This window comes from Streptomyces sp. NPDC001135 (genome assembly GCF_053598395.1).
Genome location: NZ_JBSFKD010000004.1, coordinates 281,266 through 308,146 on the forward strand (window position 1 = coordinate 281,266; position 26,881 = coordinate 308,146).

23 protein-coding genes and 1 pseudogene are annotated in these 26,881 nt (G+C 74.0%); 10 read left to right on the forward strand and 14 right to left on the reverse strand.

The window, feature by feature from the left end; translation table 11 throughout:
* Positions 1-9: 9 nt before the first annotated feature.
* Entirely contained in the window at positions 10-948 is a 939-nt protein-coding gene (locus ACWC94_RS08335; RefSeq protein WP_450795600.1) for a glutaminase, read from the forward strand.
* 80 nt (positions 949-1,028) lie between these two features.
* On the opposite strand, the gene ACWC94_RS08340 is transcribed toward ACWC94_RS08335, so the two are convergent.
* Positions 1,029-1,370 (reverse strand): hypothetical protein, encoded by a 342-nt coding sequence (locus tag ACWC94_RS08340; RefSeq protein ID WP_450795601.1) that lies wholly within the window; start codon positions 1,368-1,370, stop codon positions 1,029-1,031.
* 165 nt (positions 1,371-1,535) lie between these two features.
* Here ACWC94_RS08340 and mptB point away from each other — a divergent pair, with 165 nt between their 5' ends.
* Together mptB and ACWC94_RS08350 are read left to right on the forward strand one after the other, a co-directional pair.
* Positions 1,536-2,930 (forward strand): polyprenol phosphomannose-dependent alpha 1,6 mannosyltransferase MptB, encoded by a 1,395-nt coding sequence (mptB, locus tag ACWC94_RS08345; RefSeq protein WP_450795602.1) that lies wholly within the window; start codon positions 1,536-1,538, stop codon positions 2,928-2,930.
* Positions 2,927-4,315: a glycosyltransferase 87 family protein gene (locus ACWC94_RS08350; protein WP_450795603.1), complete on the forward strand. Its 1,389-nt coding sequence runs from the start codon at positions 2,927-2,929 to the stop codon at positions 4,313-4,315. Before mptB ends, ACWC94_RS08350 begins: the two co-directional genes overlap by 4 nt.
* A 59-nt stretch (positions 4,316-4,374) precedes the next feature.
* On the opposite strand, the pseudogene ACWC94_RS08355 reads toward ACWC94_RS08350, so the two are convergent.
* Positions 4,375-5,208, reverse strand: a pseudogene (locus ACWC94_RS08355) (D-alanyl-D-alanine carboxypeptidase family protein); the annotation flags it as partial.
* 101 nt (positions 5,209-5,309) lie between these two features.
* Positions 5,310-6,458 carry a transcription termination factor Rho gene (gene rho / locus ACWC94_RS08360; RefSeq protein ID WP_450795604.1) on the reverse strand — a complete coding sequence of 383 codons (1,149 nt, stop codon included), beginning with the start codon at positions 6,456-6,458 and terminating at the stop codon, positions 5,310-5,312.
* A gap of 758 nt (positions 6,459-7,216) precedes the next feature.
* Between rho and ACWC94_RS08365 the strand changes: the two genes are divergently transcribed.
* Positions 7,217-9,256, forward strand: a complete 2,040-nt coding sequence (locus tag ACWC94_RS08365; RefSeq protein ID WP_450795662.1) for a HelD family protein — start codon at positions 7,217-7,219, stop codon at positions 9,254-9,256.
* A 115-nt stretch (positions 9,257-9,371) separates the two neighbouring features.
* Here the strand turns inward: ACWC94_RS08365 and ACWC94_RS08370 are convergent, their stop codons facing one another.
* Positions 9,372-9,770 (reverse strand): nuclear transport factor 2 family protein, encoded by a 399-nt coding sequence (locus ACWC94_RS08370; RefSeq protein WP_450795605.1) that lies wholly within the window; start codon positions 9,768-9,770, stop codon positions 9,372-9,374.
* A 72-nt stretch (positions 9,771-9,842) separates the two neighbouring features.
* On the opposite strand from ACWC94_RS08370, the gene ACWC94_RS08375 reads away from it, so the two are divergent.
* On the forward strand, positions 9,843-10,406 hold the full coding sequence (locus ACWC94_RS08375) for a PadR family transcriptional regulator (RefSeq protein ID WP_450795606.1): 564 nt from the start codon (positions 9,843-9,845) through the stop codon (positions 10,404-10,406).
* A gap of 4 nt (positions 10,407-10,410) precedes the next feature.
* Positions 10,411-11,163, forward strand: coding sequence for a class I SAM-dependent methyltransferase (locus ACWC94_RS08380; protein ID WP_450795607.1), 753 nt, complete (start codon positions 10,411-10,413; stop codon positions 11,161-11,163).
* Here ACWC94_RS08380 and ACWC94_RS08385 read toward each other — a convergent pair.
* From ACWC94_RS08385 to ACWC94_RS08405, 5 genes are all read right to left on the reverse strand, one after another.
* Entirely contained in the window at positions 11,133-11,876 is a 744-nt protein-coding gene (locus tag ACWC94_RS08385; protein WP_450795608.1) for a GntR family transcriptional regulator, read from the reverse strand. The two genes, ACWC94_RS08380 and ACWC94_RS08385, sit on opposite strands and share 31 nt — an antisense overlap.
* A gap of 290 nt (positions 11,877-12,166) precedes the next feature.
* On the reverse strand, positions 12,167-13,135 hold the full coding sequence (locus ACWC94_RS08390) for an acetylxylan esterase (RefSeq protein ID WP_450795609.1): 969 nt from the start codon (positions 13,133-13,135) through the stop codon (positions 12,167-12,169).
* A 99-nt stretch (positions 13,136-13,234) separates the two neighbouring features.
* A complete protein-coding gene (locus ACWC94_RS08395) occupies positions 13,235-13,819 on the reverse strand; it encodes an Rv1733c family protein (RefSeq protein WP_450795610.1) in 585 nt (194 codons plus the stop codon).
* Positions 13,820-14,034: 215 nt separating this feature from the next.
* Positions 14,035-14,829: a ferredoxin reductase gene (locus ACWC94_RS08400; RefSeq protein WP_450795663.1), complete on the reverse strand. Its 795-nt coding sequence runs from the start codon at positions 14,827-14,829 to the stop codon at positions 14,035-14,037.
* A gap of 4 nt (positions 14,830-14,833) precedes the next feature.
* Positions 14,834-15,439: a sulfite oxidase-like oxidoreductase gene (locus tag ACWC94_RS08405; protein ID WP_450795611.1), complete on the reverse strand. Its 606-nt coding sequence runs from the start codon at positions 15,437-15,439 to the stop codon at positions 14,834-14,836.
* Positions 15,440-15,608: 169 nt separating this feature from the next.
* Here ACWC94_RS08405 and ACWC94_RS08410 point away from each other — a divergent pair, with 169 nt between their 5' ends.
* Positions 15,609-16,532: an NADP-dependent oxidoreductase gene (locus tag ACWC94_RS08410; RefSeq protein ID WP_450795612.1), complete on the forward strand. Its 924-nt coding sequence runs from the start codon at positions 15,609-15,611 to the stop codon at positions 16,530-16,532.
* Complete coding sequence (locus ACWC94_RS08415) at positions 16,529-17,290, forward strand: GNAT family N-acetyltransferase (RefSeq protein WP_450795613.1); 762 nt, start codon at positions 16,529-16,531, stop codon at positions 17,288-17,290. Before ACWC94_RS08410 ends, ACWC94_RS08415 begins: the two co-directional genes overlap by 4 nt.
* Before the next feature lie 22 nt (positions 17,291-17,312).
* On the opposite strand, the gene ACWC94_RS08420 is transcribed toward ACWC94_RS08415, so the two are convergent.
* Positions 17,313-17,711, reverse strand: coding sequence for a MarR family winged helix-turn-helix transcriptional regulator (locus ACWC94_RS08420; RefSeq protein ID WP_450795664.1), 399 nt, complete (start codon positions 17,709-17,711; stop codon positions 17,313-17,315).
* 126 nt (positions 17,712-17,837) lie between these two features.
* Here ACWC94_RS08420 and ACWC94_RS08425 point away from each other — a divergent pair, with 126 nt between their 5' ends.
* A complete protein-coding gene (locus ACWC94_RS08425; protein ID WP_450795614.1) occupies positions 17,838-18,926 on the forward strand; it encodes a hypothetical protein in 1,089 nt (362 codons plus the stop codon).
* Between the two features lie 464 nt (positions 18,927-19,390).
* On the opposite strand, the gene ACWC94_RS08430 is transcribed toward ACWC94_RS08425, so the two are convergent.
* The 3 genes from ACWC94_RS08430 to ACWC94_RS08440 are packed head-to-tail and all read right to left on the reverse strand — an operon-like array spanning position 19,391 to position 23,681.
* Positions 19,391-20,632 (reverse strand): vWA domain-containing protein, encoded by a 1,242-nt coding sequence (locus ACWC94_RS08430; protein WP_450795615.1) that lies wholly within the window; start codon positions 20,630-20,632, stop codon positions 19,391-19,393.
* Positions 20,629-21,870: an AAA family ATPase gene (locus ACWC94_RS08435; RefSeq protein ID WP_450795616.1), complete on the reverse strand. Its 1,242-nt coding sequence runs from the start codon at positions 21,868-21,870 to the stop codon at positions 20,629-20,631. Before ACWC94_RS08435 ends, ACWC94_RS08430 begins: the two co-directional genes overlap by 4 nt.
* 44 nt (positions 21,871-21,914) lie before the next feature.
* Positions 21,915-23,681 carry a hypothetical protein gene (locus ACWC94_RS08440; RefSeq protein ID WP_450795617.1) on the reverse strand — a complete coding sequence of 589 codons (1,767 nt, stop codon included), beginning with the start codon at positions 23,679-23,681 and terminating at the stop codon, positions 21,915-21,917.
* A gap of 300 nt (positions 23,682-23,981) precedes the next feature.
* Here ACWC94_RS08440 and ACWC94_RS08445 point away from each other — a divergent pair, with 300 nt between their 5' ends.
* A complete protein-coding gene (locus ACWC94_RS08445) occupies positions 23,982-24,809 on the forward strand; it encodes a putative protein N(5)-glutamine methyltransferase (RefSeq protein WP_450795618.1) in 828 nt (275 codons plus the stop codon).
* 4 nt (positions 24,810-24,813) lie between these two features.
* Here the strand turns inward: ACWC94_RS08445 and ACWC94_RS08450 are convergent, their stop codons facing one another.
* Positions 24,814-26,838 carry a SpoIIE family protein phosphatase gene (locus ACWC94_RS08450; RefSeq protein WP_450795665.1) on the reverse strand — a complete coding sequence of 675 codons (2,025 nt, stop codon included), beginning with the start codon at positions 26,836-26,838 and terminating at the stop codon, positions 24,814-24,816.
* Positions 26,839-26,881: the final 43 nt, after the last annotated feature.

A 26,881-nucleotide genomic window follows, 5' to 3' on the forward strand; every position in this document is an offset into this window, starting at 1 on the left:
GGAGGCACAATGGTGATCATGACAACGACGTCGTCCCTCACCTTCCTGCCGATCCTGGAGCGCATCGCCGAGGAGATGGAGCGCACGCCCGGCCGCGGCCGGGCCGCCGACTACATCCCGGCCCTCGCCGCGCTCGACCCCCGCCGGTTCGGCATGGCCGTCGCCGAGCTGGACGGCACGGTGTACGGGGTGGGGGAGTGGCGCGAGCCGTTCTCCACGCAGTCCATCACCAAGGTCTTCACGCTCGCCCTCGACCTGGCCCGCGAGGGCGACGAACTCTGGGAACACGTGGGCCGCGAGCCCTCCGGCAACCCCTTCAACTCCCTGGTCCAGCTGGAGTACGAGAACGGCATCCCGCGGAATCCTTTCATCAACGCGGGCGCCCTCGTCGTCACCGACCGCCTCCAGACCCGCACCGGAGACGCGGCCGGCGAACTGCTGGCCTTTCTGCGCGCCGAGAGCGGCAACGCCTGCCTGGACTTCGACCAGGAGGTCGCCGCCTCCGAGACCGACCACGGCGACCGCAACGCCGCCCTCGCCCATTTCATGGCGTCCTACGGCAACATCGACAACGATGTGCCGACCCTGCTCGACCAGTACTTCCGGCAGTGTTCCCTCACCGCCTCCTGCGCCGACCTGGCCCTCGCCACCGGCTTCCTCGCCCGGCACGGCATACGCGCCGACGGCAGCCGCCTGCTCACCCGCAGCCAGGCCAAGCAGGTCAACGCGGTGATGCTGACCTGCGGTACGTACGACGCGGCCGGGGACTTCGCCTACCGCGTGGGGCTGCCCGGCAAGAGCGGGGTCGGCGGCGGGATCATCGCCGTCGTCCCCGGCCGGTGCACGCTGTGCGTGTGGAGCCCCGGGCTGGACGAACGCGGCAACTCGGTGGCAGGAGTGGCGGCCCTCGACCGGTTCACCACGCTGACCGGGCTGTCGGTGTTCTGAGGGAGGGTGCCGTCAGGCCGAGGCGCCCGGCTCGCCGTGGCGGGCCCGGAACGGCCCGAGCCCTCGGCGCCGCGCTCCGCTCAGCACCCGTCGGTGCGAGGAGCGGTCGAGCCGAGGGCGCGCCGGGCGTCCAGCCACACCCGCTCGAACTCCTCCGCCGGGATCTCGTCACCGCGCCGCGCTCCCCCGAAGGACGCGAGCCTGCCCTCGGCGAGGAGACCGTACCGCTGCTGGTAACGGCCCATCGTGGCGAAGTCCGACCGCTCGTGGAACCGCAGCACCTCCTCCAGGGAAGCAGCGGTCACCGCGGTGCCGTCCTCAGCCCGCAGATCCACCTGCCGTGTCACTCGCCCGTCGTCGTCGCCCTCCAGATACCGCCACAGATCCAGGTCGTCGTCGTACACACGGATCCACATCGGCATGCGGTCATGCTCGCGCACGCCTCGGGCGCGGCGGAGCGCACACGCCGCTCCTGGCGTGGACGGCACCCGGACCCACCACGCACCGGCCACACCCCGGCTTCCGCCCGGCAGGGCCACCGTCGCCTTCCGGCCACCCGGCGTTGACACGCTGGGCCAGTGTTGGCCATGGCACTCCCCGTCGATCTCCGCCGCTGCCGGCTGCTCGGGCTGGCCGGCACCGCCTTCCTCGCGCTGGGCGGTGAGACAGCCGGTGCCCTGCCCGTCCAGGACCTCCTGGCACCCGCCTCGGCGCGGGCCGCGCTCGGTCTCGTCGGGGTGTACTTCGGTGTCGTGCTGCTCATCGCGGCCTGGGTGCTCCTCGGCCGCCTGGTGCGCGGCCCCCGGCCGCCCACCCCCCGCGCCCTGCTGCTGGTGCTCGCCGCGTGGGCGGCCCCGCTGCTGCTCGCCCCGCCGCTGTTCAGCCGGGACGTCTACAGCTACCTCGCGCAGGGCGCCATGGCCGACGCCCACATGGACGTCTACGCCCACGGACCCGACGTGCTCGGCGGCCCGCTCGCCGACGAGGTCGCCCCGATGTGGCAGCACACCGGCGCCCCCTACGGGCCCGCCTTCCTGGCCGTGGCCTCCGCCCTGGCGGGCCTGACCCGCGGCCAGCTCCCGGCCGGCCTGCTGGGCATGCGCCTGCTCGCCCTGCTCGGCGTGGCCCTGATGGCGGCGGCGCTGCCCCGGCTGGCCCGGCACAGCGGTGCCGATCCGGCCGCCGCCCTGTGGCTCGGCGCCCTCAACCCGCTGGTTCTGCTGCACCTGGTGGCCGGTGCCCACAACGACGCCCTCATGCTCGGCCTGCTCGGTCTCGGACTGGTCGCCGCACGGGGGCGCCGGCCCGCCCTCGGCGCCGTCCTCGTCACCCTCGCCGCGCTGGTCAAGGCCCCTGCGGCCCTCGGTCTGCTCGCCGTCGTCGTCCTCCAGGTCCGCTCCGGCCGCCGCCCGCTGCCGGCCGCTCTGACCACGGCGGGCGCCTCCGCCCTGACCACGGTCGCCGCCACCGCCGTCGCCGGCACCGGCTACGGCTGGATCGGCGCCCTGGACACCCCGGTCTCCCCGCAGAACTGGGCCCTGACCAGCCTGGCCGGCCGCGCCACCGGCGCCCTGCTGGAACACCTCGGCAGCGGTCTGGCCCCGCTGGCCGTCCCGGCCTGGCACCTGCTCGGGCTCGCCGCCACCGCCGTCGCCGTGGCGCTGATATGGCTCCGGCTGCGCCTGAGACCGGAGTACGCCCTCGGACTCAGCCTGCTCACGGTCGCCGTGTTCGGCCCGGCGATCCGCCCCTGGTACGTGCTGTGGGGCCTGTTCCTCATCGCCGCCGGCGCGCCCGACACCTCGGTACGCCACCGGGTCGCGGCCCTGGCCGGCGTCCTCGCCCTCGCGGTCCTGCCGAGCGGCGGGCCGGCCGACCTCGGCCAGTTCGTGCTCGCCGTCTCCGGCGGGGTGCTCGGCGTGGTCGTCCTGTGGCAGGCCCACCAGGCGGCCCAGGCCCCGGCACCGGGACGCACGGCGTGAGCGGCCCGCCGCGACCCCGTACGCATCGGGGACGGGTGCTGCTCGTCCTCGCCCTCGTCACGGCCGTCACGGTCTTCACCGCCACCGTGCCGCTGCTGCGCGGCTTCTTCGACCTGCGCGTCTACTACGGCACCGTGCACACCTGGGTGCACCACGGCGGCCGGATCTACGACTACCGGGTGCCGGGCACCTCGTACGGGTTCACCTATCCGCCGTTCGCGGCCCTCGCCATGCTGCCGCTGGCCCTGCTGGACCGCACTTCGGCGATCGTGGCGTCCCTGCTGGTCAACCTGGCCGCGCTGGCGGTGGTCCTGCGGCTCCTGGCCGGGCCGGACTGGCGGCGGCACGGCTGGTACCGGTGGTCGCTCGGCCTGTGCCTGCTGGCCCTGTTCGAGCCGCTGCGGGACACCTTCAGCTTCGGCCAGGTCAATCTGGTGCTGCTCGCCCTCGTCCTCGGCGACTGCCTGCTGCTGGCGACCGGCCGGGGGCGCTGGGCGGGTGCCGGGATCGGGCTCGCCGCCGCTGTGAAGCTCACGCCCGCCCTGTTCATCGGCCTGCTCCTGCTCGCCGGACGGCGCCGGGCGGCGGGCCTCGCCACGGCCGTCGCCGCCGCGGCGACCGGGCTGGCCGCCTGGGCGGACCCCGGGGCGTCCCGGTTCTACTGGACCGAGGCGCTGGGGGACACCGGCCGGGTGGGCCGCCTCGACTATGTGTCCAACCAGTCGCTCCAGGGCGTGCTGGCCCGCCTCGGTGAGCCGGGCCGCCCGCTGTGGGCGACGGCTGTCCTGCTGACCCTGTGCGTCTGGGCGTGGCGGGCCCGCAGGGCGGTGACGGCCGGCGACTGGACGGCGGCCTTCGCGCTGACCGCGGCGGCGGCCTGCCTGGTCAGCCCCATCACCTGGGTGCACCACCTGGTGTGGCTGCTGCCGTCCTTCGCCGTACTGGTCCGCGCCGGACACCGGCGGATCGCGGGCGCCCTGTACGCGGTGCTGTGCACGAGCGTGGTGTGGCTGTGGGTCGACGGCGCCCGTGGCATCGGCGGCTTCCTCGGCAGCAACACCTACACGTGGATCACCCTGGGTCTGCTGTTCGGCCTGCCGACGGGTCAGCCGCGCCCGGCCCGGCTGCCCTTGGCCCGCAACGCCAGCGCCACGGCTCCCGCCCCGAGCCCCGAGAGTCCCACGACGACGGCGGTGCCGGACCAGTCCGGGTCGTCCTGCGCCCGTGAGGCGGCCGCGGCCACCGGTACGGCGGCGGACGCCGGGGACGACTTGGCGCGCAGCCCGTCCAGCGAGCCGACCGGATCCACCCGCCCGGCCGCCGCGAAGCCCCAGTCGAGCAGTTGGCGTGCCTCCTCGTACACGGCCAACCCGCCGCCCTCCTGAGGATTCATCACGGTCACCACCAGCCTGCGCCCGTCCCGGCGGGCCGCGGCCACGAGGGTGTTGCCCGCATTGGTGGTGTAGCCGTTCTTGATGCCGATCAGCCCCGGGTACGGCGCCACCCCGTCCTCACCGGTCAGCAGCCGGTTGGTGTTCTCGATGCCGTACGACGCCCCCTCACCGGGGAACTGTGCCTCGGCGGTGGAGCAGTAGCGGGCGAAGTCGGGGTTGCGCAGCCCGGTGCGGCCGAAGACCGCCAGGTCGTAGGCGGAGGACACCTGGCCGGGGGCGTCGTAGCCGTCGGGGGACACGACATGGGTGTCCAGGGCGCCGAGCGCGCGTGCCTTGTCCTGCATCCGCGCGGCCGTGGCCGCCCAGCCGCCGTCCAGCGAGGCGAGCACGTGCACGGCGTCGTTTCCGGAGCTGAGGAAAACCCCGCGCCACAGGTCGGCCACCTGGTAGGAGTGCCCCTCCTCGACGCCGACCAGACTGCTGCCCGGGCCGATGTCCGCCAGCTCCTCGTCCCGCACGGTGTGCTGCATCCCGGCGGGCAGCGTCGGCAGCACGGTCAGGGCGAACAGCGTCTTCAGGGTGCTCGCGGGCGGCAGCTTGCGGTGCGCGTCGTTCGCGGCCAGCACCTCCCCGCTGTCCGCGTCGGCCACCACCCAGGAGAGCGCCGACACCTCCGGCACCTCGGGCGCGCCCCGGTGCGGCCGGACCTGGGGGCCGGAGCGGTAGAGCAGGGACGGCCCGGGCATCGCCGCCCGGGGGCCGGGCGGTGCGGGCTCGCCGGCACGGGGCCCGGCAGCGGCGGCGGCCGGCGCGAGTGCCAGCAGGCACGCCACGCACAGGGAACACCCCGACACGGCCGCCCGGTGAGAAAGGGCTGTGAACATATGATCAACGTACGAATGGGGTCGCCATCGCTCGCGCTGTCGGGGCCGTTCGGCCCATCGGAGCAACCCGGATGCCGCACCGCGGCCGCCCGCGGGCGGGGTCAGCCGGGGGGCAGGGTGGGCCGGACCTGCCGCAGGAACGCGGCGTTGTCGGGGGTGGAGCGCAGCCGTTCCAGGAGGGTCTCCAGGCCGGACGGGCCGTTCTCGCGGGAGCGCAGGACGCGGCGCAGACCGTGCGCGGCCGTCAACTCGGCGGGGCTGAGCAGGAGTTCCTCGCGGCGGGTGCCGGTGGCGTCGAGGTCCACGGCGGGGAAGAGGCGGCGGGTGGCGGCTTCGCGGTCCAGCCGCAGCTCCATGTTGCCGGTGCTCTTCAGCTCCTCGAAGTAGTAGCCGTCGGCGCGGGACCCGGTGTCCACCAGGACGGTGGCGAGGATGGTCAGCGAGCCGCCCTCCTCGGCCTGGCGTGCGGCGCCGAAGAACCGCTTCGGGCCGAGCAGCGCGCCCGCGTCGACACCGCCGCTCAGCGTACGGCCGCCGGCTGCGGAGGCGTTGTTGTGGGCCCGGCACAGCCGGGTCAGCGAGTCCAGCAGGACGACGACGTCCTCGCCGGCCTCCACCAGGCGCTTGGCCCGCTCGACGACGAGTTCGGCGAGGGCGATGTGCTCCTTGGGGGCCCGGTCGAAGGTGGAGGCGTACACCTCGCCGCGCACCGAGCGGCGCATCTCGGTGACCTCCTCGGGGCGCTCGTCCAGCAGCAGCACGATCAGCCGGCACTCGGGGTGGTTGCCGGCCACGGCGGCGGCGATCTGCTGGAGCAGCACCGTCTTGCCGCTCTTCGGCGGGGCCACGATGAGTCCGCGCTGGCCCTTGCCGACCGGGGCGAAGAGATCCGTGACCCGTCCGGCAAGCCCGGACGCGGGGTGTTCGAGGCGGATGCGGTCGTGCGGATGGAGCGGGGTCAGGTCGCGGAAGTGCCGTCGGCCGCGCAGGTCCGCCGGGTCGCGTCCGTCGACGCGCGTGACCTCGGTCAGCGTGCGCCGGTCACCCCGGACGCCCTCGACGAGGTCGCCCTTGCGCAGCCCGTGGCGCCGGATCAGGGCCGGCGGGACCTGGGGGTCGGCGGGGGAGGGCAGCAGGCGCGCGGCCCGCAGCTGCCCCTTCCCGTGCGCGTCGATGTCGAGGACACCGGTGACGAGCCGGGGGGCCGGGGTCTGCTCGACCACGGGAGCGTGTTCGAGTGTGGTGGTCATGGGTGAGTCCTTTCACGGACGGAAGAGAGCGGGTCGCCCCTACGGACGGAAGAAGAGAGGAGGAAGGGGGAGAGGCCGCGAGCGGGAGGCGTGGACAGCTGCCTCCGGGCGGCGGGAACGGCACCTCGGATACGGCGCGGACGCCCTGGTCACGAGGTGTTGCGGAGAAGAAGCCCGGGCCGGCCGGAAACCTCGGCCGAGGGGCTGATGGAGAGAGAACGGCACCGGTGTCCGTACGACGGGACACGCACATGCGCTGATCGCACTATACCCGTGCGTCCGCTCGGGTCAACATGACGGCGCCCGCGTCTGTTCCCCCGCGCAGTTCCCCGTGGCTGCGGATACCCCGCCCAGATGTCCCCAGACCCTAACGACCCCGGACGTCAAGGGACTTCACCGGCAACCGTCGACCATGTTCCGGACATGCCCACGCCGCCGCCCGCAGCCGACCGGCCGGCGATCCCGCCGCAGCCGGCGGCCTGCCCCTGCCCGAACCCGCAGTCCCCGCCGCCCGGCCCCTTCTGCGCGCGGCCCACACTGGTCGGCCAGCCGGTTTCTACGGTGCCAGAAGGCCACCCAGACCTGAACCGTGACGGCGGACCAGCCGCGGCGGCTGACTCGGACAAGTAAGTCAAGCCTTACTTTCGTGGAAATCTGGCTGCATAGTGGGGGCCGAGTCGACGGAAGGGCTGCTGTTGCCGCAGTTGAATGAGGATGCCGCAGGACAGGTCGAGGTGGAGCAGACCCACGTGGCCGCTATGTACCGGCTGCTCGATGAGCGGTTGGCGGAGGCACGGGCTCAACTGGCGGATGTGCTGGGGTCGTCGGCCGACAGCGCGGGCGAGGTGTACGCGCGCGATGTCGCCGCGGAGCGTCTGGCACGTCAGGTTCGTCGACTGGAGGGGGCCGAGGAGGGGTTGGCGTTCGGCCGGGTCGATGGCGCGGACGGAACCGTCCTGCACATCGGACGGCTCGGCCTGCACGTGGGTGACCGGGACCTGCCCCTGCTCGTCGACTGGCGAGCGGACGCGGCGCGGCCTTTCTACGAGGCGACGACCGTGCACCCCATGGGGCTGCGGCGCCGGCGTCACCTGCGGGTCGAGGGCCGTGCGGTACGTGCGGTGAGCGACGAGCTGCTGGACGGATCGTCGGCCACGGTCGGCGACATCGTCGGCGACGGTCCGCTGACGGAAGCGCTGGAGGCACGGCGCACGGGGCGGATGCGTGCGGCGGTGGCGACACTGCAGGCGGAGCAGGACGCGATCGTCCGGTCCCCGCATCGGGGGGTGACGGTGGTGCAGGGCGGCCCCGGTACGGGCAAGACCGTGGTTGCGCTGCACCGGGCGGCGTACGTGCTGTACGCGTTCCCGGGAGCGGCCGCGCGCGGTGTGCTGGTGCTCGGGCCGAACGCGCGGTTCCTCGACTACGTTTCCCAGGTGCTCCCCTCCCTGGGGGAGAACGACGTGCTCCTGGCGACATGCGCGGAGCTGGCCGGGGTGGAGCCCGCAGCTGTGGAGTCGTTCGATGTCGCACGTCTCAAGGGGAGTTCCGCGCTGGCCGAGGCGCTCGCGGACCTGGTGCACTCCCTGCAGGCACCTGCCGGCGGCTTCGTGGTCGGGGTGGGGCAGCAGTCGGTCCGGCTGGAGAGCGTGGATGTCGCGGCGGCGCGGGAGGCCGCGGTGGCGAGCGGTCTGGCGCACAACCGGGCGCGGGAGGTGTTCAAGGAGCACCTGATCGGCGCGGTCACGGATGCCCTGGAGCGTGGCGCCGTCGAGGACCTCGAACGTATCGACGCCGAGATCGCCGAGAGCACGGGCATGGATCTCGATGCCGCGGCCGAGGCCGATCTGCGGGCTCTCGGCTTCGACGACGCGCCGTCCGCGGATCCGGCTGAGGTGTTCGACGCGGACGCCGTCCGTGCGGACCTCTCGGGCGACGCCCACGTCGACCGTGCGGTGGAGTCCCTCTGGCCGCGGCTGACGCCCGAAGTGGTCGTACGGGCCCTGCTGGCGGATGCTCGCACGTTGGCGAGGCACCTGCCCTCGCTCGCCGGCGACGAACGGTCCCGGCTGCTGCGGTCGCCTGATGCCCCGTGGACGGATGCCGACGTACCGCTGCTGGATGAGGCGGCGGCCCTGGTGGACGGGCTGCCGGAGCGGTCGTTCGGGCACGTAGTGGTCGATGAGGCCCAGGAACTGACCGCGATGCAGTGGCGGATGGTGATGCGCCGCTGTCCGGCCAGGTCGATGACGCTGGTGGGTGACTTCGCCCAGGCGGGCCCCGCGACGGCGGCGAGCGACTGGTCCCAGGCGCTGGGTCCGCATCTCGGCAACCGGTTCTCCCTGCACACGTTGACCGTCAGCTACCGCACGACCCAGGAGATCCTCGCGACCACCCACGGCCTGCTGGCGCGGATCGCGCCCGGTCGGACGCCGAGTCGGTCGATCCGCCACGGCGATCCTCCCCGCCACCTCACCGCCTGCCCCCGCTCCGTCGCCACCACCGTGGCCGGGGAGCTTCGGGCGCAGGCGGCATCGCACCCGGACGACCTGCTCGCCGTGATCTGCGCGGACGACCGGGTCGAGGAGTTGGCGTCCGCGGATGTGGCGCAGTGGGCCCGCCTCGTGCCCGCTTCCGAAGCCCGCGGCCTGGAGTTCGACGCGATCGTCGTCGTCGCCCCGGAGGAGATCGCCGCAGCCCGCCCCGGCGGCGAGCGCGACCTGTATGTCGCCCTCACGCGTGCAACCAAGAGACTGTGCACGATCGCTGTACACACGGCGCCACGGCACACCTCATGACGCCTGTGAACCCGCCCGCGCTCGGCGATGTGGACGACTGGCCGAAGAAGGACGCCAAGGCCACACTGGGCCGGCTGAAGGGCTGACTTTGGGCTCCCGCCTCGCCGGGCCGGACCTACGCCGACCGTGCCTCCGCCTCCTTGGCGATCTGGTCGAACCGCGCGCCCATGGCCTCGGCGAGGGCCTGGGCGCCGGACAGCGGGCGGACCATGACCATGAAGTCGTCGATCAGGCCTTCCTCGTTCAGGTGCAGGAAGTCGCACCCGGTCAGCTCGCGGTCGCCGACGCGGGCCGTGAAGACCAGCGCGTGGTGGGGGCCGGCCGGGTCGCCGATCTCACGGACGTACCGGAAGTCCTGGAACACCTGGGAGACCGCGCGCAGGATCGCCGCGGTGATCGCCTTGCCCGGGTACGGCTTGAAGACGACCGGGCTGGTGAAGACGACGTCCTCGGCCAGCAGCGCCTCCACGGCGTCCATGTCCCCGGCCTCCACGGCCTCGCGGAACGCGCGCATCGGACCACCTCGCATAGTCAATTAATTGAATAGGTGCGGATGAGATTAATCAACGGCTGCTAGCCTGTCCACGTGTCGCTCAAGTACGCCGTCCTGGCCGCCCTGCTGGAGGGCGAGGCCTCGGGCTACGAGCTGTCGAAGGCCTTCGACGTCTCACTCGCGAACTTCTGGCCCGCCACCCCCCAGCAGCTCTACCGGGAGCTGGAGCGCCTGGCCCAGGACGGGCTGGTCCAGGCCCGGACGGTGCAGCAGGAACGGCGGCCGAACAAGCGGATGTTCACGCTCACCGGCGCCGGCCGGGCGGAGCTGGCCGCGTTCGCCGCCGAGCCGCCGAAGCGGCCCACCGCCATCCGCGACGAACTCCTCATCAAGATCCAGGCGATGGACGGCGGCGACCCCGGGGTCACCCGCGCGCTGATCGAGGAGCGCAGGGGCTGGGCGCGCGGAAAGCTCGACCGCTACCGGCGGGTGCAGGCCCGCCTCCTCGACGGCCGCACCGAGGAGGCGTACCTCCGCGAGGCCGACCGCGTCGGCCCCTACCTCACCCTCATGGCCGGGATCGCCTTCGAGGAGGAGAACCTGCGCTGGTGCGAGCGGACCCTCGAGGTCCTGGCCGAGCGGGTGGCCCTAGGCTGAGGAGATGTTCGGTCCCGAAGGCCCCAGTCTGCGTGAACTGGCCGTGCAGGCCCTGTCGTCCGTCGAGCACGGCTACGACCTCCTCGCCCCGAAGTTCGACCACACCCCCTTCCGGACCCCCGACCGGGTGCTGGAGTCGGTCGCGAAGGCGCTGGCCCCGCTCGGGCCGTTCGAGGACGGGCTCGACCTGTGCTGCGGCACGGGTGCCGGGGTGGAGGTGCTGACCGGGCTGTGCCGTCGGCGCGTCACCGGGGTCGACTTCAGCGCGGGCATGCTCGACGCCGCCCGGCGCCGGGTGCGGCCCGGCGGCGGGCCCGAGGTCGCCTGGGTGCGCGGCGACGCCCGAGCCCTGCCGCTGCGGGCCGCCTTCGACCTGGTGGTCTCCTTCGGGGCGTTCGGCCATTTCCTGCCGCGCGAGCTGCCCGGGCTGTTCGCCCAGGTCCACTCCGTGCTGCGGCCCGGGGGCCGGTTCGCCTTCCCGGTGCTCGCGCCGCCCCGGCCGACGCGGCCCGGGTTCTGGGTGCTGCTCGGCTTCGACGCGGTGATGCGGGTGCGCAATGCGCTCTGGCGGCCGCCGTTCGTCATGTACTACCGGACCTTCCGGCTCGGCGACGTGCTCGGGGAGCTGGCGCGCGCCGGATTCACCGTCGAGCTGCACGCCCTGCCCGAGTTCGGGCGGCGCGGCGACGGCAGCCCACGGGCCCGGCTGGTCGAGGCCCGGCGGGCTCAGCCCGCCGCGGGCAGCGTGAACTCGTAGACAAGGGTGTCCCGTTCGGCGTTCACCACGAGATCGGTGATCTCCAGCGGCCGGGCGTACTGGTCGTGCACGCGCCGGGTCACCCGCACCGAGGAGGCGCCGTCCACCTGGGTGATGGAATCGCGGTGGTGCAGGGACAGGCCGGCCTTGCGCATCCAGTCGTAGGCCCGCCGCAGATGCGCGGGCGTGGCACCGTCGGCCCGGTCCCGGTAGCGGGCCAGCTCCGTGACCTCGGCCAGCGCCACCGCCGAGAACGACGTCACCGCCGTCCGCAGCGACCGGCCGTCCGGCGTGGCCGACCGGTAGCGGTGCACGAGTGTCGGCCGGTGCGGGTCCAGGCCCAACGCCCGCGCGTGATCCGGTGGCGGAGTCTCCCAGGTGACCGTGGCCCGGTCGACCGCGGACGGGTCCGGCGAGCGGACGCCCAGCGGGAAGGCCGGCGTCCCCTGTGCCTGGACCGGCCGGGCGGGCAGCGCGGCATGGCTGCCCCGCCGGTCGGTGGTGACCAGACCGCTGCGCCGCAGCACCTCCAGCGCCTGCCGGACGGTCTCCCGGCTGACCTGGAAGTGCGCGGCCAAGTGCCGTTCGCCCGGCAGCCGTTCGCCGGGCGGAATGGTGCCGTCGCGCAGTTCGTCGAGCAGCAGTGCCGCGATGCGCCCGTACAGGGGCCGGTCGTCGCTCTGCGCGGGTTCGTGCGGGGTGGTGCGGGCCATGCCGCGCCCTCCTGTTGTGACAAGACGTAGTCGTGCGGGCTCGTTGCGCGACCACAATTAGCATTGGTCTAAACCACAAGGGAAGAGCGGTCTGCCGGTTCGGCCGAAACCCAACCGGTACCTCAGCGACACATCGGCCGGCCGCGGCCGGCGAGCGGCCCGGCCGCCCGTCCGGCCTCCTTCGCGGGCGGTCCGACCCCGAAGGCGGTCCCGGGGACGTCCGGTCGCCTCCACGGGCCGGGCACCGAGTGGTCGGACCGGAGCCGGTGGCTCCGCTGCCGCTCGCGGCCTCAGGCGTACGACCTCAGCCAGCGCACCTGCTCCACCTCGTGGAAGGGGCCGCCGCCCTCGTGGTCGTTGAAGTCGTAGACCTCGATCGCCTTGTCCTCGTGCGCCCAGGCGTTGAACGCGGCGAACACCGTCGACGGCGGGCAGGTCTGGTCCTCCAGCGCCGCCGAGAACAGCGCCGGCGCCCGGCCCCGGGCCGCGAAGTGCACCGCGTCGAAGTACGACAGCGTGCGCTGCACCTGTGCCGAGCGGCCGCGGTGCGTCTTGAGGAACAAGCCGATCTCCCGGTACGGGTGGCGGTCCGTCAGCACCGTCGCGCGCGGGAAGTCGCACAGGAACGGCACGTCCGGCGCGACCGCGACCAGGTCGGGGACCAGGCCGCCGACGGCCAGGCAGATACCGCCGCCCTGGCTCGCGCCGAGCACCACGGTGCGCGACGCGTCGGTCAGCGGATGCGAGCGGGCCGCTTCCACGGCGCGCACGGCGTCCGTGTACACCCGGCGGTAGTAGTAGTTCTCGGGCGCGTCGATGCCCCGCGTCATGAACCCCGGGTACGCCGGTGCCGCACCCACCGGGTCCGCCGTGCCGCCCCCGGCGCCCCAGGCGCTGCCCTGGCCGCGGGTGTCCATCACGAAGTGCGCCCGGCCCGTCGACGCCCACAGCAGGTTCTCGTGCGGCAGCCCGCGCCCGCCGCCGTAGCCGATGAACTCCACGACCAGCGGCAGGGGTTCACTCGCCCCGGCCGGCAGCCGCAGCCAGCCCCTGACCGGATGCCCGCCGAACCCGGCGAACGTCACGTCGTACACCTCGACCGTCGACAGCCCGGTGTCCACCGGCTCGAAGCGGGCCTCCAGCTGATGCTCGCGTGCCTCCTCGAGTGTCTTATCCCAGAACGCGTCGAAGTCCTCGGGCTCGGCGGACTCGCTGCGATGCGTGCGCAGTTCATCGAGGGGAAGGTCGAAGAGGGCCATCCACAACCGCCTTTGGGAAGGAAGCAGCGTCAGCTCACCGTACGGGGGCGGTCGGAAGGGGACCAGCAGGTTTGCGCCCGTCCGGCGGCCGGATCGCCGTCATGCCCGTGGCTGCGTCCACCTCGGTCCCGTGCGCGCCCACTCCCGTTCCCACTCCGCCAGCCGGTGGCGCAGCGCGATCCGGCGCTCGACGGCGTGTCCGAGGAGGACGACGGCCGCCGCGCCGCCCGCCGCGCACACTCCGACGGTCACCGCGTGCTGCCAGACCGCGGCGTCGTCGGCCGGCGGGGCGACATTGCGGCCCCGGGCGTCGAACCACACGGCGACCGTGTCGCCGGTGCGGGTCCCCGCCGGCACCCGGGCCCACGCCGTCCGGGCCCCCTTGCCGGGCTCGGTCCAGCGGAGCTCGGCGCGATAGGGGTGTTCGCGGTCGCCCTGGGTGCCGGACACCCGCGCGGGCGGGTCGCCGATCACCAGCGCCCGCACCTGATGGCGCTCGGCCCGCTGGGCAGCCGCGAGCGTCCGGGCCTCGTCATGCGCGCGCAGGCCCGCGGCCACGCCGGCCAGGGGCGCGACGACGAACAGCAGGACGGTGACGATCAGCACCGTCCACGCCTCCACGAGATCCGAGTGGCGCCGCAGCGGATTGCGCCGCCAGCGCCAGCCACGCACCCGGGTACGCATGTCCACCTCCTCGCACCGTCGGAGCCGGAGAGCCGACGAGCCGCCTACCGCGGCCCGTCACCCCCGCCGCTCACGCACACGAGTGTCCACACCCGTCTCGTACCCCGTACGGAGCACCTCGCTCACACCGCGAACCGCGAGTTCGAGCCCGTCTGGAGCGCGGAGCGCGCCATGCGCCCCACGATCGCGCGACGGCCGCGGTGCGCGCCCCGCGATCAGCCGAAGCGCTCGATGCGGATCCGGTCCACCGGCTGGCCCGCCGCGACCAGCAGTCGGGAGGCGTGTTCGGCGAACCCGTTGGACCCGCACACATAGGCCTCCCACCCACCGGGAGGCTGCTCGGCCAGGAGCGCGGCCACATGTGCGGCCGCCATACGGCCCACGGGCACCCCCTGCGGAGCGCTGCGGGTGAACACGGACGTCGTCTCCGCGCCCAGCTCCGAGGCGTAGATCAGTTCCTCGGGGCTGCGCGCGGACACCAGCATGCGCAGGGGCACGGTGAGGCCGTGCCGCCGGTGGTGCCGCACCATCGACATCAGCGGGACGATCCCGGAGCCGGCGCCGATCAGCAGCGCGGGCCGGTCTCCCGGCCAGGCGAAGAACCCGCTCAGCGGCCCGCGCACCTCGACCGTGTCCCCGGGGCGGGCGACGGTGTGGAACCAGCCGGAGACCTCGCCGTCCGGCACATGGTCCAGGGTCAGCTCGATGTGCCCGGAGTCGTCCGGCGCCGAGGCGATCGAGTAGTGGCGCTGCGCCACATAGCCGTCCGGTGCGGTCAGCCGCAGCATCAGATGCTGACCGGGGACATGCCCCGCCCAGTCCGGCACCGCCAGCCGGAAGGTGGCCGCGTGCGGCGTCTCGCGCCGGATCTCCGCCAGTGTGGCCGTCTGCCACACCGTCGCCACCCGCTCGCTCACGGCGATGCGGCCGGGAACGGCGAACGCCCTCGAGGGAACGCCCGAGCCGGGGGCGGGGGAGGCCCCGGCCGGGGTGTTCGGATGCGTCGTCAGTGTCTCAGTCACCGGAGTACCGCTGCTCCTCCCAGGGGTTGCCGCGCTCGTGGTAGCCGTTGCGCTCCCAGAACCCGGGCTCGTCGTGGTCGAGGAGCGTGAGACCCGCGATCCACTTGGCGCTCTTCCAGAAATAGAGGTGGGGCACCAGCAGCCGCGCCGGGCCGCCGTGCTCGGACGGCAGCGGCTCGCCGCCGTACTCCCAGACGATCCAGGCCCGGCCGCCGGTCAGATCACCGAGTGGCAGGTTGGTGGTGTAGCCCGTATGGGAGTGGGCGATCACATGGGTGGCCGACACATGGGGTCGCACCACATTGAAGAACGCGTCCAGGGAAACCCCGCCGAACCGCACGCCGAACTTCGACCAGCCCGTCACACAGTGGATGTCACCGTCGTACGCCGAGGCCGGCAGCGCGTGCGCGGCGTCCCAGTCCCAGGTGTACGACCGCTCGACGAGCCCGTCGATACGGAAGGACCAGTCGGCCGGCGCGAGATCGGGGGTGACCTCGGCGGACAGGACGGGCCAGTCCTCGCCCGCGTCGTACTGCCCGGGCGGCAGCCCCGGGTTGTGGACGCGCGGGCGGCCCGTGAAGCCTCGCGTGACGTTCATCCATCAACCGTACGCTGTCGTTCGGGGTGCTCAGTCCCTGGTCACGCCCCTGATCATGGCGCCCGTGTGAACTCTTCCCGACCAGGGGAATAGCCCCGCCACGCTTCTCCTTTGCGCTCGATGCCGGCACCGGTACACCGGCGACAGCGCGAGAGAAGCGAGGAAGAGCATGCCCAAGGCGTACGTCCACACGCGGCACGGCGGACCGGAGACCGAGGCGTTGGCCGACGTGGACCGGCCGCGCCCCGGCCCGGGCCAGATCCTGATCGCGGTCCGTGCGGCAGGAGTCAATCCCGTCGACTGGAAGCTGCGCGAGGGCTTCCGCCGTCCCGGCGAGCGCGAGCGTGTCTTTCCCGCGGTCCTCGGCAGCGAGGCCGCCGGCGTCGTGGAGGAAGTCGGCGCGCACGTCACCGGCTTCGCCGTCGGCGACGAGGTGTTCGGCAACACCGCCGGCGGCGGGTACGCCGAGTACGCCCTGCTCACCGCCGGCGTGGCCGCCCACAAGCCCGCCGCGCTGTCCTTCCGCGACGCCGCGACGCTCCCGGTCGCCGCGGCCACCGCCTACGACGGCGTCCGCCAGCTCGACCTGCCCCGAGGGGCCACGCTGCTGGTGACGGGCGCGGGCGGCGGGGTCGGCAGCGCGGCCGCGCAGATCGCCCGCGCCTTCGGACTGCGCGTCGTGGGCGTGGCGAGCGGGGGCAAGAAGGAGTTCGTGGAGTCGCTGGGCGCCGTGCACGTGTCCTCCGGACCCGACCTGGCCGAGCGGGTGCGGGCCGCCGCGCCCGAGGGGATCGACGGGGTGTACGACCTGGTGGGGGACCAGGTGCTCACCGAGGCCGCCGAGCTGCTGAAGGGCCGCGGCAAACTGGTCACCGCGGGCGCGCCGTTCGAGGCCGTCGCCGCGCTGGGCGGTGCCCGGGTCGAGCGGGCCCGCACCGCGGCGGTCCTGGACGCGGTGGCCGGTCTCGTGGTACGCGGTGCCCTGAAGCCGCACGTCACCCGCGCCTTCCCGCTGGAGGAGGCCGGTGCGGCGCTGCGCGCCGTGGAGGGCGGGCACACCCTCGGCAAGATCGTGATCGAGGTGGCCGCGTGAGCGTCACCGCAGGCGCGGGTGCCGGCGACCGGAGCGCCGCCGACACCCCGCACGTACTCGACAACCCGGCCCTCGCCTCGCTGACCGGCCCGCACGCCCACTTCGCCGAGCGGCGCGGCCGGGTGCTGCGCTACCCGGCCGACGTCTCCCCGTGGCTGGCGCTGCCCGACGAACCGGACGCGCGGGACTGGGCGGACCTGGCCGCGCTGGCCGGTCCCGGGGCGGAGATCCCGCTGCCGGGCTACCGCGGTGCGCTGCCGGACGGCTGGGAGATCACCTTCCGGGTGGACGGCGTGCAGTTCGTGGACGACGGGCTCGCCGCCGCCCCGGACGCGGAGGCGGTCCGCCTCGGCCCGGCGGACGTACCCGAGATGCTCGACCTAGTGGCCCGTACCCGGCCCGGGCCGTTCCTGCCGCGCACCCTCGAACTCGGCACGTACCTCGGCATCCGCCGTGACGGCGCGCTGATCGCCATGGCGGGGGAGCGGCTGCACCCGCCGGGCTGGACCGAGATCAGCGCGGTCTGCACCGACCCGGCCTTCCGAGGCGAGGGCCTCGCCACCCGGCTGATCCTCGCGGTCGCGCACGGCATTCGGGAGCGCGGCGAGACGCCGTTCCTGCACACGAGCGCCGAGAACGCGAGCGCGATCCGGCTGTACGAGTCCCTGGGCTTCCGGCTGCGGCGCCGTACGGCGTTCCTGGCGGCCCGGGCCCCGCAGCGGCCGGCGGACGACCGGGCCGCGGTACCGGTGGCGTGAGCGCGGCCGGGCGGGAGCGGGGTCAGGCGGATCCGGTCCCGCCCGGATCCGCGTTGTACCGCTCCAGGTAGGCCGCGAAGCGCACCAGGTCCTCCTCCGGCCAGTCGGCGAGCCGCTCGCGGAACGCGGCGCGGCGGCTGCGGGTGACCTGGGCGAGGATCTCCCGGCCGGCCCGCGTCAGATGCAGCACCTGGACCCGGGCGTCCTCCGGGTCCGGGCGGCGCTCGATCAGCCCGGTCCGCTCCAGCGCGGCCACCTGGCGGCTGACCGTGGACTTGTCCAGCGCGTAGTGCGCCGCCAGGTCGGTCGCACGGCAGCCCGCCTGCTCCTCCAGGTGGCCGAGCAGGGTGTAGGACACCAGCGACAGCTCGGGGTGCATACGGCCCGCCGAGGCGCGGGCCCGGCGGGCGAAGGTGGTCATCTCGCGCTGGATCGTCTCGACGGCCGACTCCGCTGCGTTCACGGGAATACCTCCTCCGGCGTTCTAGTTGTATAGTACAACTTGAATGGGAAGTTGTATTAGCCAACCTTTTGGAGGTCGCCCGCGATGAGGTCACCGGCACTGCGCCACGTGCTGACGCACCTGATCACCCCGCTGCTGATGTGCACAGGCATGGGGCTCGCGTACATGGGGGCCTTCGTCACCCCCGAGCCGCACCACCTGCCCGTCGCCGTCGTCGGCACCGCCCCGCAGGCCAAGGTCTTCGCCCAGACCGTCAAGGACACCGCCGGGGACAAGCTCGACGTGCGCACGGTCGCCACCCGCGCCGGCGCCGTCGACCTGCTGAAGTCCCGCGAGGTGACCGGCGCCTACGTGCCGAGCGCCAAGGCGCCCGAGCTGCTGGTCGCGAGCGCCGCCTCCGACATGGGCGCGACGGCCGTGGAGAAGGTCTTCACCCCGGTCGCCGCGAAGGAGGGCGTGCCGCTGAAGGTCACCGATGTGGCCGAGCCGGTCGCCGACGACCCCACGGGCCAGGGCCTGTTCTTCCTGCTGATCGCCCTCAGCATCGGCTCCTACGCCTCCGTCGCCGCCCTCGGTGCCGCGGGCGCGGCCCTGTCGATGCGGGCGCGGGCCCTGCTCGCGCTCGGTGTCTCCGCCGTGGTCAGCGGCATCGGTGCGCTGCTCGCCGGACCGGTGTTCCACCTCGCGCACCACGACCTCGCCGGCGTGTGGGGCATGGCCTGGCTGTACTCGGGCGGCATCCTCTTCATCGGCGTCGGCCTGCACACCTTCCTGAAGCGGTGGACCACACTCACCATGATGGTGCTGTTCGTGATGCTCAACTTCACCAGCTCCGGCGGGTTGTTCCGCCCCGAACTGCAGAACGGCTTCTTCGGCACCCTGCACGCCTTCTGGAACGGTGCCGGCTTCGTCGAGGGCGTCCGCAGCCTGCTGTACTTCGGTGACGACGGTCTCCCGCGCAACGTGGGGACCCTCGTGGTCTGGCTGCTGGCGGGCCTGGTGGTGACCGGAATCGCGGCCCTGTACGAGCGGCCCCGCACGGCCCGGCACGCGGCCGGCCACCCCGGCACCGCGACGCAGGCAGCGGCCCCGGCACCCACCGGGCGTGCGACGGAGCGCGCCGCCGAGGAGGAGGCCGCCGAGGAAGAGGTCGAGGAGACGGTCGGCGTCTGACCCGGGCCGGCCAGGACAGGGAGCGCACGCCCAGCGACGGGCGGGGCTCCCTGCCGGCTTTCCAGGCCGCCCGCCCCCACCTCGGCCGGAGCCTCCGCTCGGCTGCCCGGCCGTCACACCGCCACCGGCCTTCGCTCACCGCCGGCGCGGCCCGTGCTCGGTCCTGGAGCCCGTGGTCGGCCTTCTTGGCCTGTCGGCTGTTTTGCCGCCGGCCCTTTGGCCCGCCGTCAGCCAGGGCGTCTGCCTTCCCACTGCGGCCAGTCCGCCGCTCGGCTGCCTGGCGGTCACACTGTCGCTGCCCCTTCGCTCGGCGTCGCACTGCGCCTCGTGGTCGGTCTTGGGACGCGCGGTCGGCCTCCATGGGCTGCCAGCCGTTCGGCCTGCCACCTCCCCTTCGGCCCGCCACCGGCCCTTCGGGGCGCGGTCGGCATTCATGGGCTGCCGGCTGTACGCCGTCGCCGGCTTCATCCGCCCGCCGACCCGATCGTCACCACCCGAGCCCACTGCGGCGGTGCGTCCGGACAGTAGTCGGGGTCGTCCTCGTCGTAGGACCCGCCGGTTCGCGGAAACAGGCCCACCACCGTCCGGCAGGACGGTCGCGCCTCGGGCCACGGTGTCTGACCGTCGGTCAGGGCCACCACCACGTCGGGGCGTGTGCGCAGCGCCCGGGCGAAGCCGGTGCGCAGGTCCGTCCCGCCGCCGCCCACCAGCTCGATGCCCTCCGTCCGGCACAGCGGCTGCACGGTCCGGGCCGCCGCATCGCAGGACAACACGGAGACCAGGTCCCGACGACCGCCGACGGCCCGGCAGATCGCGGCCACCTCCAGCAGCGCGCTGCCCAGTTCGGCGTCGCTGACCGACCCCGAGGTGTCGACGACCACGCACACCCGGGGCGGCCTGCGCCGCAGGCTCGGCAGGACGACCCCGGGCAGCCCGGCCGAGCGCCGCGCCGGGCGGCCGTAACTGTAGTCCTCGCCCACGCCCGGTGCGGAGACCGCCGAGCGCAGCGCCGAGCCCAGCAACTGGCGCCACGGCTGCGGCGGATGGAACGCCTCCTCCGCCCACCGGCGCCAGCCCCGCGGGGCGCTGCCCGGGTTGCCCTTGATGCCCTGCGCCACCCGGAACCGGACCGCGTCCCGCTCCTGCTCGCTCAGCCCGTGCGCGCCGTCCGGCCCCAGGTCCCACGCCCGGTCCAGCCCGTCGGCGCCGCTGCCGCAGTCCAGCCAGGCCAGCCGCTGCAGACCCGGGCCGAGCCGGAACCCGCGCAGGTAGTCCTCCATCAACCAGCCCGAAGGAAGCCCCACTCGTCGGGGTGTGACGGCGTCCTCGGGCCGTACCAGTCCGTCGCCGAACACGTCGTCGTTGATCTCGCAGTCCGCGGCGATGTTCATCCGCAGCCGTTCCGCGGGACCGGTCAGCTGGTGCTCGCGGGCGAAGCGGTCACTGCGGCCATGATGGTCGCGCAGCAGGTGCGCCACCTCGTGCACCCACACCGCGGCCAGTTCCGCCTCCGGTGTACGGTCCACGAACGCCGCGGAGACATAGCACCGCCAGTACCGGTCGACCCCCATCGTCGGCACCTCCCGCGACTCCACCGGCCGCAGCGCGAACAGCGCCGTCGCGAGGTACGGCCGGACGCGGGCCGCGTGCAGCCGCGCGGCGAAGAGCTTGCCGACATCCAGTCCGCCGGGCGCGTCCGCCGTCATCGGCCGGCCCCGGCGGTCCGCGCGGCGTGGCGGGCGGCCTCGTCGGCCCGCCGGGACAGCGACACCGCACCGGCGAGCCGTTCGACCGCGGCCGGCACGTCCCAGTCGTCCCGGCGCAGGGAGGCCAGTGTGGTCGCCGGGACGACCACCACGTCCGGTGCCCCGGTCTCCATCGCCCGCACCAGCAGCGCCCAGGCCGCGTCCCAGCGGGCCCGCTCCGGACGCTTGCGGACGGCGTCCACCACCCCGTCCAGCACGGCCTGCCGCAGATCCCCGCGCTCGGGCAGTTCGGCGCCCGCCGGGTCGGCGAGCAGTGTCTCCGGGTCGGGCAGGTCCAGCCGGTCCAGACTCGCCAGCAGCTCCAGCCCGGGACCGTCCCCCACGGTGCCCCGGACCAGCAGCGACAGCACGTCCCGCGAGGATCCGGCGGCGGTCGCGAAGGCGATCAGCCGCAGGGCCGCCTCCCAGCTGCGGGGCGACGGCCACGCGCCGCCCCGGCGGCTCTCCCCGCTGGGAAGCCGGTGCACGAGCCCCGGCCGCGCGACGAGGAACGCGCAGACCGCGCGCCGCGCGAAGGCCACGGCCCCGGGCAGCCGCTCGGGCTCCAGGCGCGGCAGGGTGGCCCGTGGCCAGGTTCCGCCCAGGCCCCGTACGACGACGTCGTGGTCGTGGGTCCACTGCAGATGCACGAACCGGTTGGCCAGCGGCGGGCTCAGCTCCCAGCCGTCGGCCGCCGAGGAGCGCGGGTTGGCCGCGGCCACGATCCGCACGTCCGGCGGCAGTCGCAGGGCGCCGATCCGCCGCTCCAGCACGAGCCGCAGCAGGGCCGCCTGCACCGCCGGGGGTGCGGTGGACAACTCGTCCAGGAAGAGCAGTCCCCGGCCGGCCCGCACGAGCCGTACCGCCCAGTCCGGCGGAGCCATGGGGACGCCCTGAACCGCGGGATCGTCTCCTACGACGGGCAGGCCGGAGAAGTCGGACGGCTCGTGGACGCTCGCGATCACGGTGGTCAACGGCAGGTCCAGGGCGGTGGCGAGCTGGGTCAGCGCGGCCGTCTTGCCGATGCCGGGTTCCCCCCACAGCAGCACCGGGAGGTCGGCGGTCACGGCCAGCGTCAGCGCCTCCAGCTGGGTGTCGGCGCGGGGTTCGGTGGTGCTGTCCCGTAGGAGGGTCAACAGCGAGGCGGCGACAGCAAGTTGGGCAGTACCGGGCTTGTCTGCGGATACGTGAGAAGGCATGAAGGCATCACCATGGGTGTGAGTCGAAGGGGGAGGAAGGAAGTTCAGAAGAAGGTGACGGTGCGGTCCTGGCGCCGGGTGGGGCGCCGTCCTCGGTCGGTACGGGAGCGCCGTGTGCTGGAGGTGCGGCCGGAGCCCATCAGACCGGCCCGGTACAGGCCGTAGTTGATGCGCCGCTCGGCGGCCACCGCCAGTTCGTCGCGCAGCGGACCGTCGCGCAGCACCGCGCCGGGGCCCAGCAGGCCCTCGACCACCGCCAGGGCGCCGGCGGTGTCACCGTGGTCCAGCCGGTCCCGGACCCCGGCCAGACAGTCCGGGCGCCGGTGCGCCTCGTCGACGGCCCGCAGACAGGGCAGCGGCGGGCCGCCCAGCGCGGCCAGCAACTCCTCGCGCCGGATCTCGGCCGGGTCGTGATCGAGCGGTGCGAGCACGCCGTCGACCAGGCCGATGCGGTGCGTGGCTCCCCGGCACTCCACGAGCCGCGCTCCCGCGGCCGGATCGTCGTCACGCACCGGTTCGGCCGGCTCCAGCCCGGGGGCCAGCGCGGCGGCGACCAGCGGGTGCAGCTGGCCCGGTTCGAGCAGGCCGGCGCGGAGCAGTTCCAGGTCGGGCAGTGTCCAGGTGGCCGCGTCGGGCAGCACGGGCAGCGTGGAGAACCCACCCGGCGGAGGCTGTGTGACGACCCGCAGCCCGTGCGCGGCACCGTGCGCGCCCGCATCCGGGCTTCCGTGACACCGGCGCTCGGCAGCCGGACCGGGGCCGCCACCCAAGTCCCCTGGGGGAGTCATGCACCGGGACCCGTTGCTCGAGGTGCCTGGGGGATTGTCCCGGTCGAGGTCACTGCCCGAGGCGCCTGGGTGATTGCCCTGGTCGAGGTGACCGCTCGAGGTGCCTGGGGGATTGCCCCGGCCAGGCACCCCGCTCGGAGCGTCCGAAAGGTCGGCCCGGCGCGGTCCACCGCTCAAGGCGCCCGGAAGGCCGCCCCAGCCAGGCCCGTCACCGCTCCGGGCCGCCCGCGGAGAGGCCCAGCCAGCCCCACCGCAGCTGTCGGCGGCCGGAGTTGAGTGAACAGCCGTTCCCGAGTCGCCGCCCGCATCCGCCACCAGCTCCAGCGCCAGCCGGCGCCGGCCGCCGAGCCGTACCACGAAGGCGCCGGTGGAGCGGTCCTCGGCGGCCAGCAGGAGGGCGGCCTCGGCCGCCCACCGGCCGACGGCACAGCCGGGGACGGGTGGTACGAGCCCGAGCGGAGCGTCCTCGGGCGGCATGGTCCCGTCGGCCCCCGCGCGGTCGCGCAGCTCCGCTGCCCTGCGGGCGTCCCACAGGTGGCGGTGCAGGTCGAGCCGGTAGCGCCGGCTCGGGCGCGGATGCGGATGGCCGCCGGTCTCCGCCCGCGACGGGTCCCACACCGCGAGGCTGATCCGCTGGCCGGCGTCCGCCCAGGACGGCGGCGTACGGGCCACGAGGTGCAGCGGGCCGGCCCGGCCGGGGCGCGCGTACCGGGCCAGGGTGAGGGTCAGGCCCGGGCGCAGCAGCCCGTCGGGTGCGACCCTCGGCATGTGCCAGCGCAGCAGGTCGGGCGCGAGATGGCGGAGGTCGGCGCGCAACCGGGCCGCCATCTCCCGGCCGTGGGACCGGGCGAGGGAACGCAGATCGAGGTCGACGTCGATGCGGGCGGCGGCGCAGGCACCCGCCCAGTCCCCGGCGACACGGCGGCCGGTGGCGAGCTCGATCATGGACGGTGGCACGGCGTACCTGCGTACGCGCAGCCACAACGAAAGCCGGGAATCCCCGTACGCGGTGGAAGGGAGCATCAGCGCTCACCTTGCGCGGACGGGACCCCCGATCTCTGAGAGGCGTGAGTCGTCATCGCCGCGAGCGTAGCCACCCCGCCCGCCGCCGCGCCATGCGTTTTCCCGCCCGAACCGGGGCGCGCCCGTTGGGGTATGGTGGCCGTCCGGTCGCGGCGGTCGCGGCCCCGGTCGCGAGGAGGTGGGACCCATCACCGCTGTGTCAGCCGGGGTGCTCTCTCCTCAGGACGACGCGGTGCACCGGCAGCGGTGACCGCGGGAGCGCCCTGACGTTCTCGCGCTCCCGAAAGGCCCGTCGCCTCCATGCCCCCTTCGTCGCGTTCGACATCTTCGTCCTCGTCATCTTCGTCCTCGTCATCGTCCCGTTCTCTCACCGCCGTCGTCTCCGCGCTGCGGGCCGCCGGGTGCGTCTTCGCCGAGGACGAGGCGGAGTTGATCCTCGCCGCCGCCGGCACCGCGGACGAACTGTCCTCGATGGTGGACCGGCGCGTCGCCGGACTCCCGCTGGAACAGGTCCTCGGCTGGGCCGAGTTCCGCGGGCTGCGCATCACCCTGGAACCGGGGGTGTTCGTCCCCCGCCGCCGTACCGAGTTCCTGGTCGGCCAGGCGCTGGCCCAGGCGCCGAACGCGAGCCTCGTCGTGGACCTGTGCTGCGGTTCGGGCGCGCTCGGCGCGGCCCTCGCCGCCGCCCTGGACGATGCCGAGGTGCATGCCGCCGACATCGACCCCGCCGCCGTACGGTGTGCCCGCCGCAACCTCGCCGCCTTCGGCGCCCGGGTCCACACCGGCGACCTCTACGGCGCCCTGCCCGCCGCACTGCGCGGCCGCGTCGGCATCCTCACCGCCAACGTGCCCTATGTCCCCACCGCCGAACTGTCCCTGCTGCCGCCGGAGGCCCGCGACCACGAACCGCGCGTCGCCCTGGACGGCGGTGCGGACGGCCTGGACGTGCTGCGCCGGGTGGCCGCCGGGGCGCCCGAGTGGCTCGCGCCGGGGGGCTGTCTGCTGACCGAGACCAGTGAACGCCAGGCACCGGCGGCCGTCCGGGCCCTGACCGGCGCGGGTCTGACGACCCGTCTGGCGGTGTCGGAGGAGCTGTCCGCGCACGTGGTGATCGGCGTACTGCCGTAACCCGTCAGGGCAGTTCCTGCGCCCGGGCGATCAGCAGGGCGACGTCGTCGTGGTTGTCGGGGTGGTGCAGGGTGCGCAGGAGGAGGTCGCAGGTCTCCTCCAGCGGGCGGGCGGGGTCGTCGAGCAGGGACAGCAGGAAGTCCAGGCGTTCGTCCAGGGAGTGGCAGCGGGTCTCCACCAGTCCGTCGGTGTAGAACACCAGCTCGTCACCCGGCTCGAAGTCGACCGTCACGGTGGAGAACTCGACGCCGCCGACACCCAGTGGCACCCCGGTGGGCAGTTCCAGGAGTTCCGGCGGCCGGCCCGGGCGGACCCGGGCCGGTGGCAGATGGCCGGCGTTGGCGATCCGGCACTGCCGCAGATGCGGATCGTGCACGGCGTACACGCAGGTCGCGATGGAGTGGTCCAGGGCCGACGTCGTCTTGTCCAGGTGTTCCAGCAGCAGTGCCGGGTCGAGGCCGAGGGCGGCCAGCGTGGTGGTCGCCGTGCGCAGCCGGCCCATGGTCGCGGCCGCGCTGATCCCGCTGCCCATCACATCGCCCACCACGAGCGCGGTCTTGCCGCCCTCCAGCGGGATGACGTCGAACCAGTCGCCGCCGACCTCGCTGGTGGCCCCGGCGGGCTGGTAGCGGGAGGCCACTTCCAGGCCGGTCATGACCGGCGGATGACCGGGCAGCAGGCTCTGCTGCAGGGTCAGGGCGGTGTTGCGGGCGCTCTGGTACCAGCGCGCGTTGTCGATCTGCACGGCCGCGCGGGCGGCCAGCTCCCGGGCGAGCAGTACGTCGTCCTCGTCGAAGGGCGCCGGATTGCGGGTGCGTTTGAGGTCGAGGGCGCCGAGCACCTCGCCCCGCGCGATCAGGGGCACCGCGAGATACGAGTGCAGTCCCGCCCGGCCCAGCAGTTCGGCGGCCTCGGCGGAGCGGGCGATGCGCGGCAGGTCGTCGTCCTTCACGTGCGGTACCAGCACCGCCTCGCCCGAGCGTACGCACTCGGTGACCAGGCGGTCGGGTGCGTACCGGGCGATCCGGCCGGGCGGGTCGGCGGCCCGTACGGCGTCCGAGTCGTCCTGCGGGCGCACCGCCAGGGCCCGGATCACCGCCGCCTGCGACGGGCCGAGCGTGCTGCGCCGGCCCTCGACCACCGCGTCCAGCAGGTCCACGGCGGCCACGTCGGCCAGCTCCGGCACGGCGACGTCGGCCAGCTCACAGGCGGTGCGGTCCAGCTCCAGCGTCGTACCGATCCGGGCGGAGGCGTCGGCGACGACCGCGAGCCGGCGCCGGGCCGCCTCCGCCGCCAGCGAGGCCCGGTGCTGCTCGGTGATGTCGACCACCGAGACCGCGACACCGAGCACGTTGCCCATCGCGTCCTCGAGCCGGTACAGCGAGTGCGCCCAGGTGTGGTCCTGGTCCGGGTCGGCGGGGGTACGGCCGATCACGGTGTTGTCGATCACGGGCACGCCGGTCTCCAGCACCTGCCGGGCGTCGGTCTCCACGGGCTCGGAGTTCAGCATGGGGAGCACTTCGGGCAGCGTCCGGCCCACGTGCTCGTCGGCCGGCACCCCGTTGATCTTCTCCAGGGCCGGGTTGACCGAGACGAACCGCAGCTGGGTGTCCAGGACGGCGTAGCCGATCGGTGACTGCTTCACCATCCGCTCGGACAGCGCCACGTCCTGCTCCAGCCGCCGTACGGTCGACTGGTCGGCGGCGAGTCCGAGCGCGTAGACGTCACCGCGGTCGTCCAGCAGCCGCATGTTGCGGAACTCCACCAGACGGGTGCTGCCGTCCTTGTGTCGGATCGGGAAGCCGCCGGCCCAGCTCTGCCCGGTGCGCATCACATCGGCGAAGAGCTTGCCGACGAGCTCCAGATGCCGTTCGTGGACCATGAGCCGGGCGGCGTACTGGCCGAGGGCCTCGCCGGCGCTGTACCCGAACAGCTCCTCCGCCTGCGGGCTCCACAGCACGATCCGCCCGGTGGTGTCCAGCACCACCGAGGCCACGCCCAGGACGTCGAGCAGACCGCCGGGCCGCATCGGCCCGCGCACCGGCTCGCCGCCCTCCGTCACCGGAGCCTCG

Bases quoted from the DNA above. Each gene is read 5' to 3' on its own strand.
- ACWC94_RS08385 (WP_450795608.1), bottom strand. From the start codon at position 11,876: ATGGCCCGCACCACCCCGCACGAACCCGCGCAGAGCGACGACCGGCCC.
- ACWC94_RS08340 (WP_450795601.1), bottom strand. From the start codon at position 1,370: ATGCCGATGTGGATCCGTGTGTACGACGACGACCTGGATCTGTGGCGG.
- ACWC94_RS08365 (WP_450795662.1), top strand. From the start codon at position 7,217: ATGTACCGGCTGCTCGATGAGCGGTTGGCGGAGGCACGGGCTCAACTG.
- mptB (WP_450795602.1), top strand. From the start codon at position 1,536: ATGGCACTCCCCGTCGATCTCCGCCGCTGCCGGCTGCTCGGGCTGGCC.
- rho (WP_450795604.1), bottom strand. From the start codon at position 6,458: ATGACCACCACACTCGAACACGCTCCCGTGGTCGAGCAGACCCCGGCC.
- ACWC94_RS08370 (WP_450795605.1), bottom strand. From the start codon at position 9,770: ATGCGCGCGTTCCGCGAGGCCGTGGAGGCCGGGGACATGGACGCCGTG.
- ACWC94_RS08410 (WP_450795612.1), top strand. From the start codon at position 15,609: ATGCCCAAGGCGTACGTCCACACGCGGCACGGCGGACCGGAGACCGAG.
- ACWC94_RS08395 (WP_450795610.1), bottom strand. From the start codon at position 13,819: ATGCGTACCCGGGTGCGTGGCTGGCGCTGGCGGCGCAATCCGCTGCGG.
- ACWC94_RS08335 (WP_450795600.1), top strand. From the start codon at position 10: ATGGTGATCATGACAACGACGTCGTCCCTCACCTTCCTGCCGATCCTG.
- ACWC94_RS08420 (WP_450795664.1), bottom strand. From the start codon at position 17,711: ATGACCACCTTCGCCCGCCGGGCCCGCGCCTCGGCGGGCCGTATGCAC.
- ACWC94_RS08450 (WP_450795665.1), bottom strand. From the start codon at position 26,838: ATGCGGCCCGGCGGTCTGCTCGACGTCCTGGGCGTGGCCTCGGTGGTG.
- ACWC94_RS08430 (WP_450795615.1), bottom strand. From the start codon at position 20,632: ATGACGGCGGACGCGCCCGGCGGACTGGATGTCGGCAAGCTCTTCGCC.
- ACWC94_RS08440 (WP_450795617.1), bottom strand. From the start codon at position 23,681: ATGCTCCCTTCCACCGCGTACGGGGATTCCCGGCTTTCGTTGTGGCTG.
- ACWC94_RS08380 (WP_450795607.1), top strand. From the start codon at position 10,411: ATGTTCGGTCCCGAAGGCCCCAGTCTGCGTGAACTGGCCGTGCAGGCC.
- ACWC94_RS08445 (WP_450795618.1), top strand. From the start codon at position 23,982: ATGCCCCCTTCGTCGCGTTCGACATCTTCGTCCTCGTCATCTTCGTCC.
- ACWC94_RS08435 (WP_450795616.1), bottom strand. From the start codon at position 21,870: ATGCCTTCTCACGTATCCGCAGACAAGCCCGGTACTGCCCAACTTGCT.
- ACWC94_RS08405 (WP_450795611.1), bottom strand. From the start codon at position 15,439: ATGAACGTCACGCGAGGCTTCACGGGCCGCCCGCGCGTCCACAACCCG.
- ACWC94_RS08390 (WP_450795609.1), bottom strand. From the start codon at position 13,135: ATGGCCCTCTTCGACCTTCCCCTCGATGAACTGCGCACGCATCGCAGC.
- ACWC94_RS08425 (WP_450795614.1), top strand. From the start codon at position 17,838: ATGAGGTCACCGGCACTGCGCCACGTGCTGACGCACCTGATCACCCCG.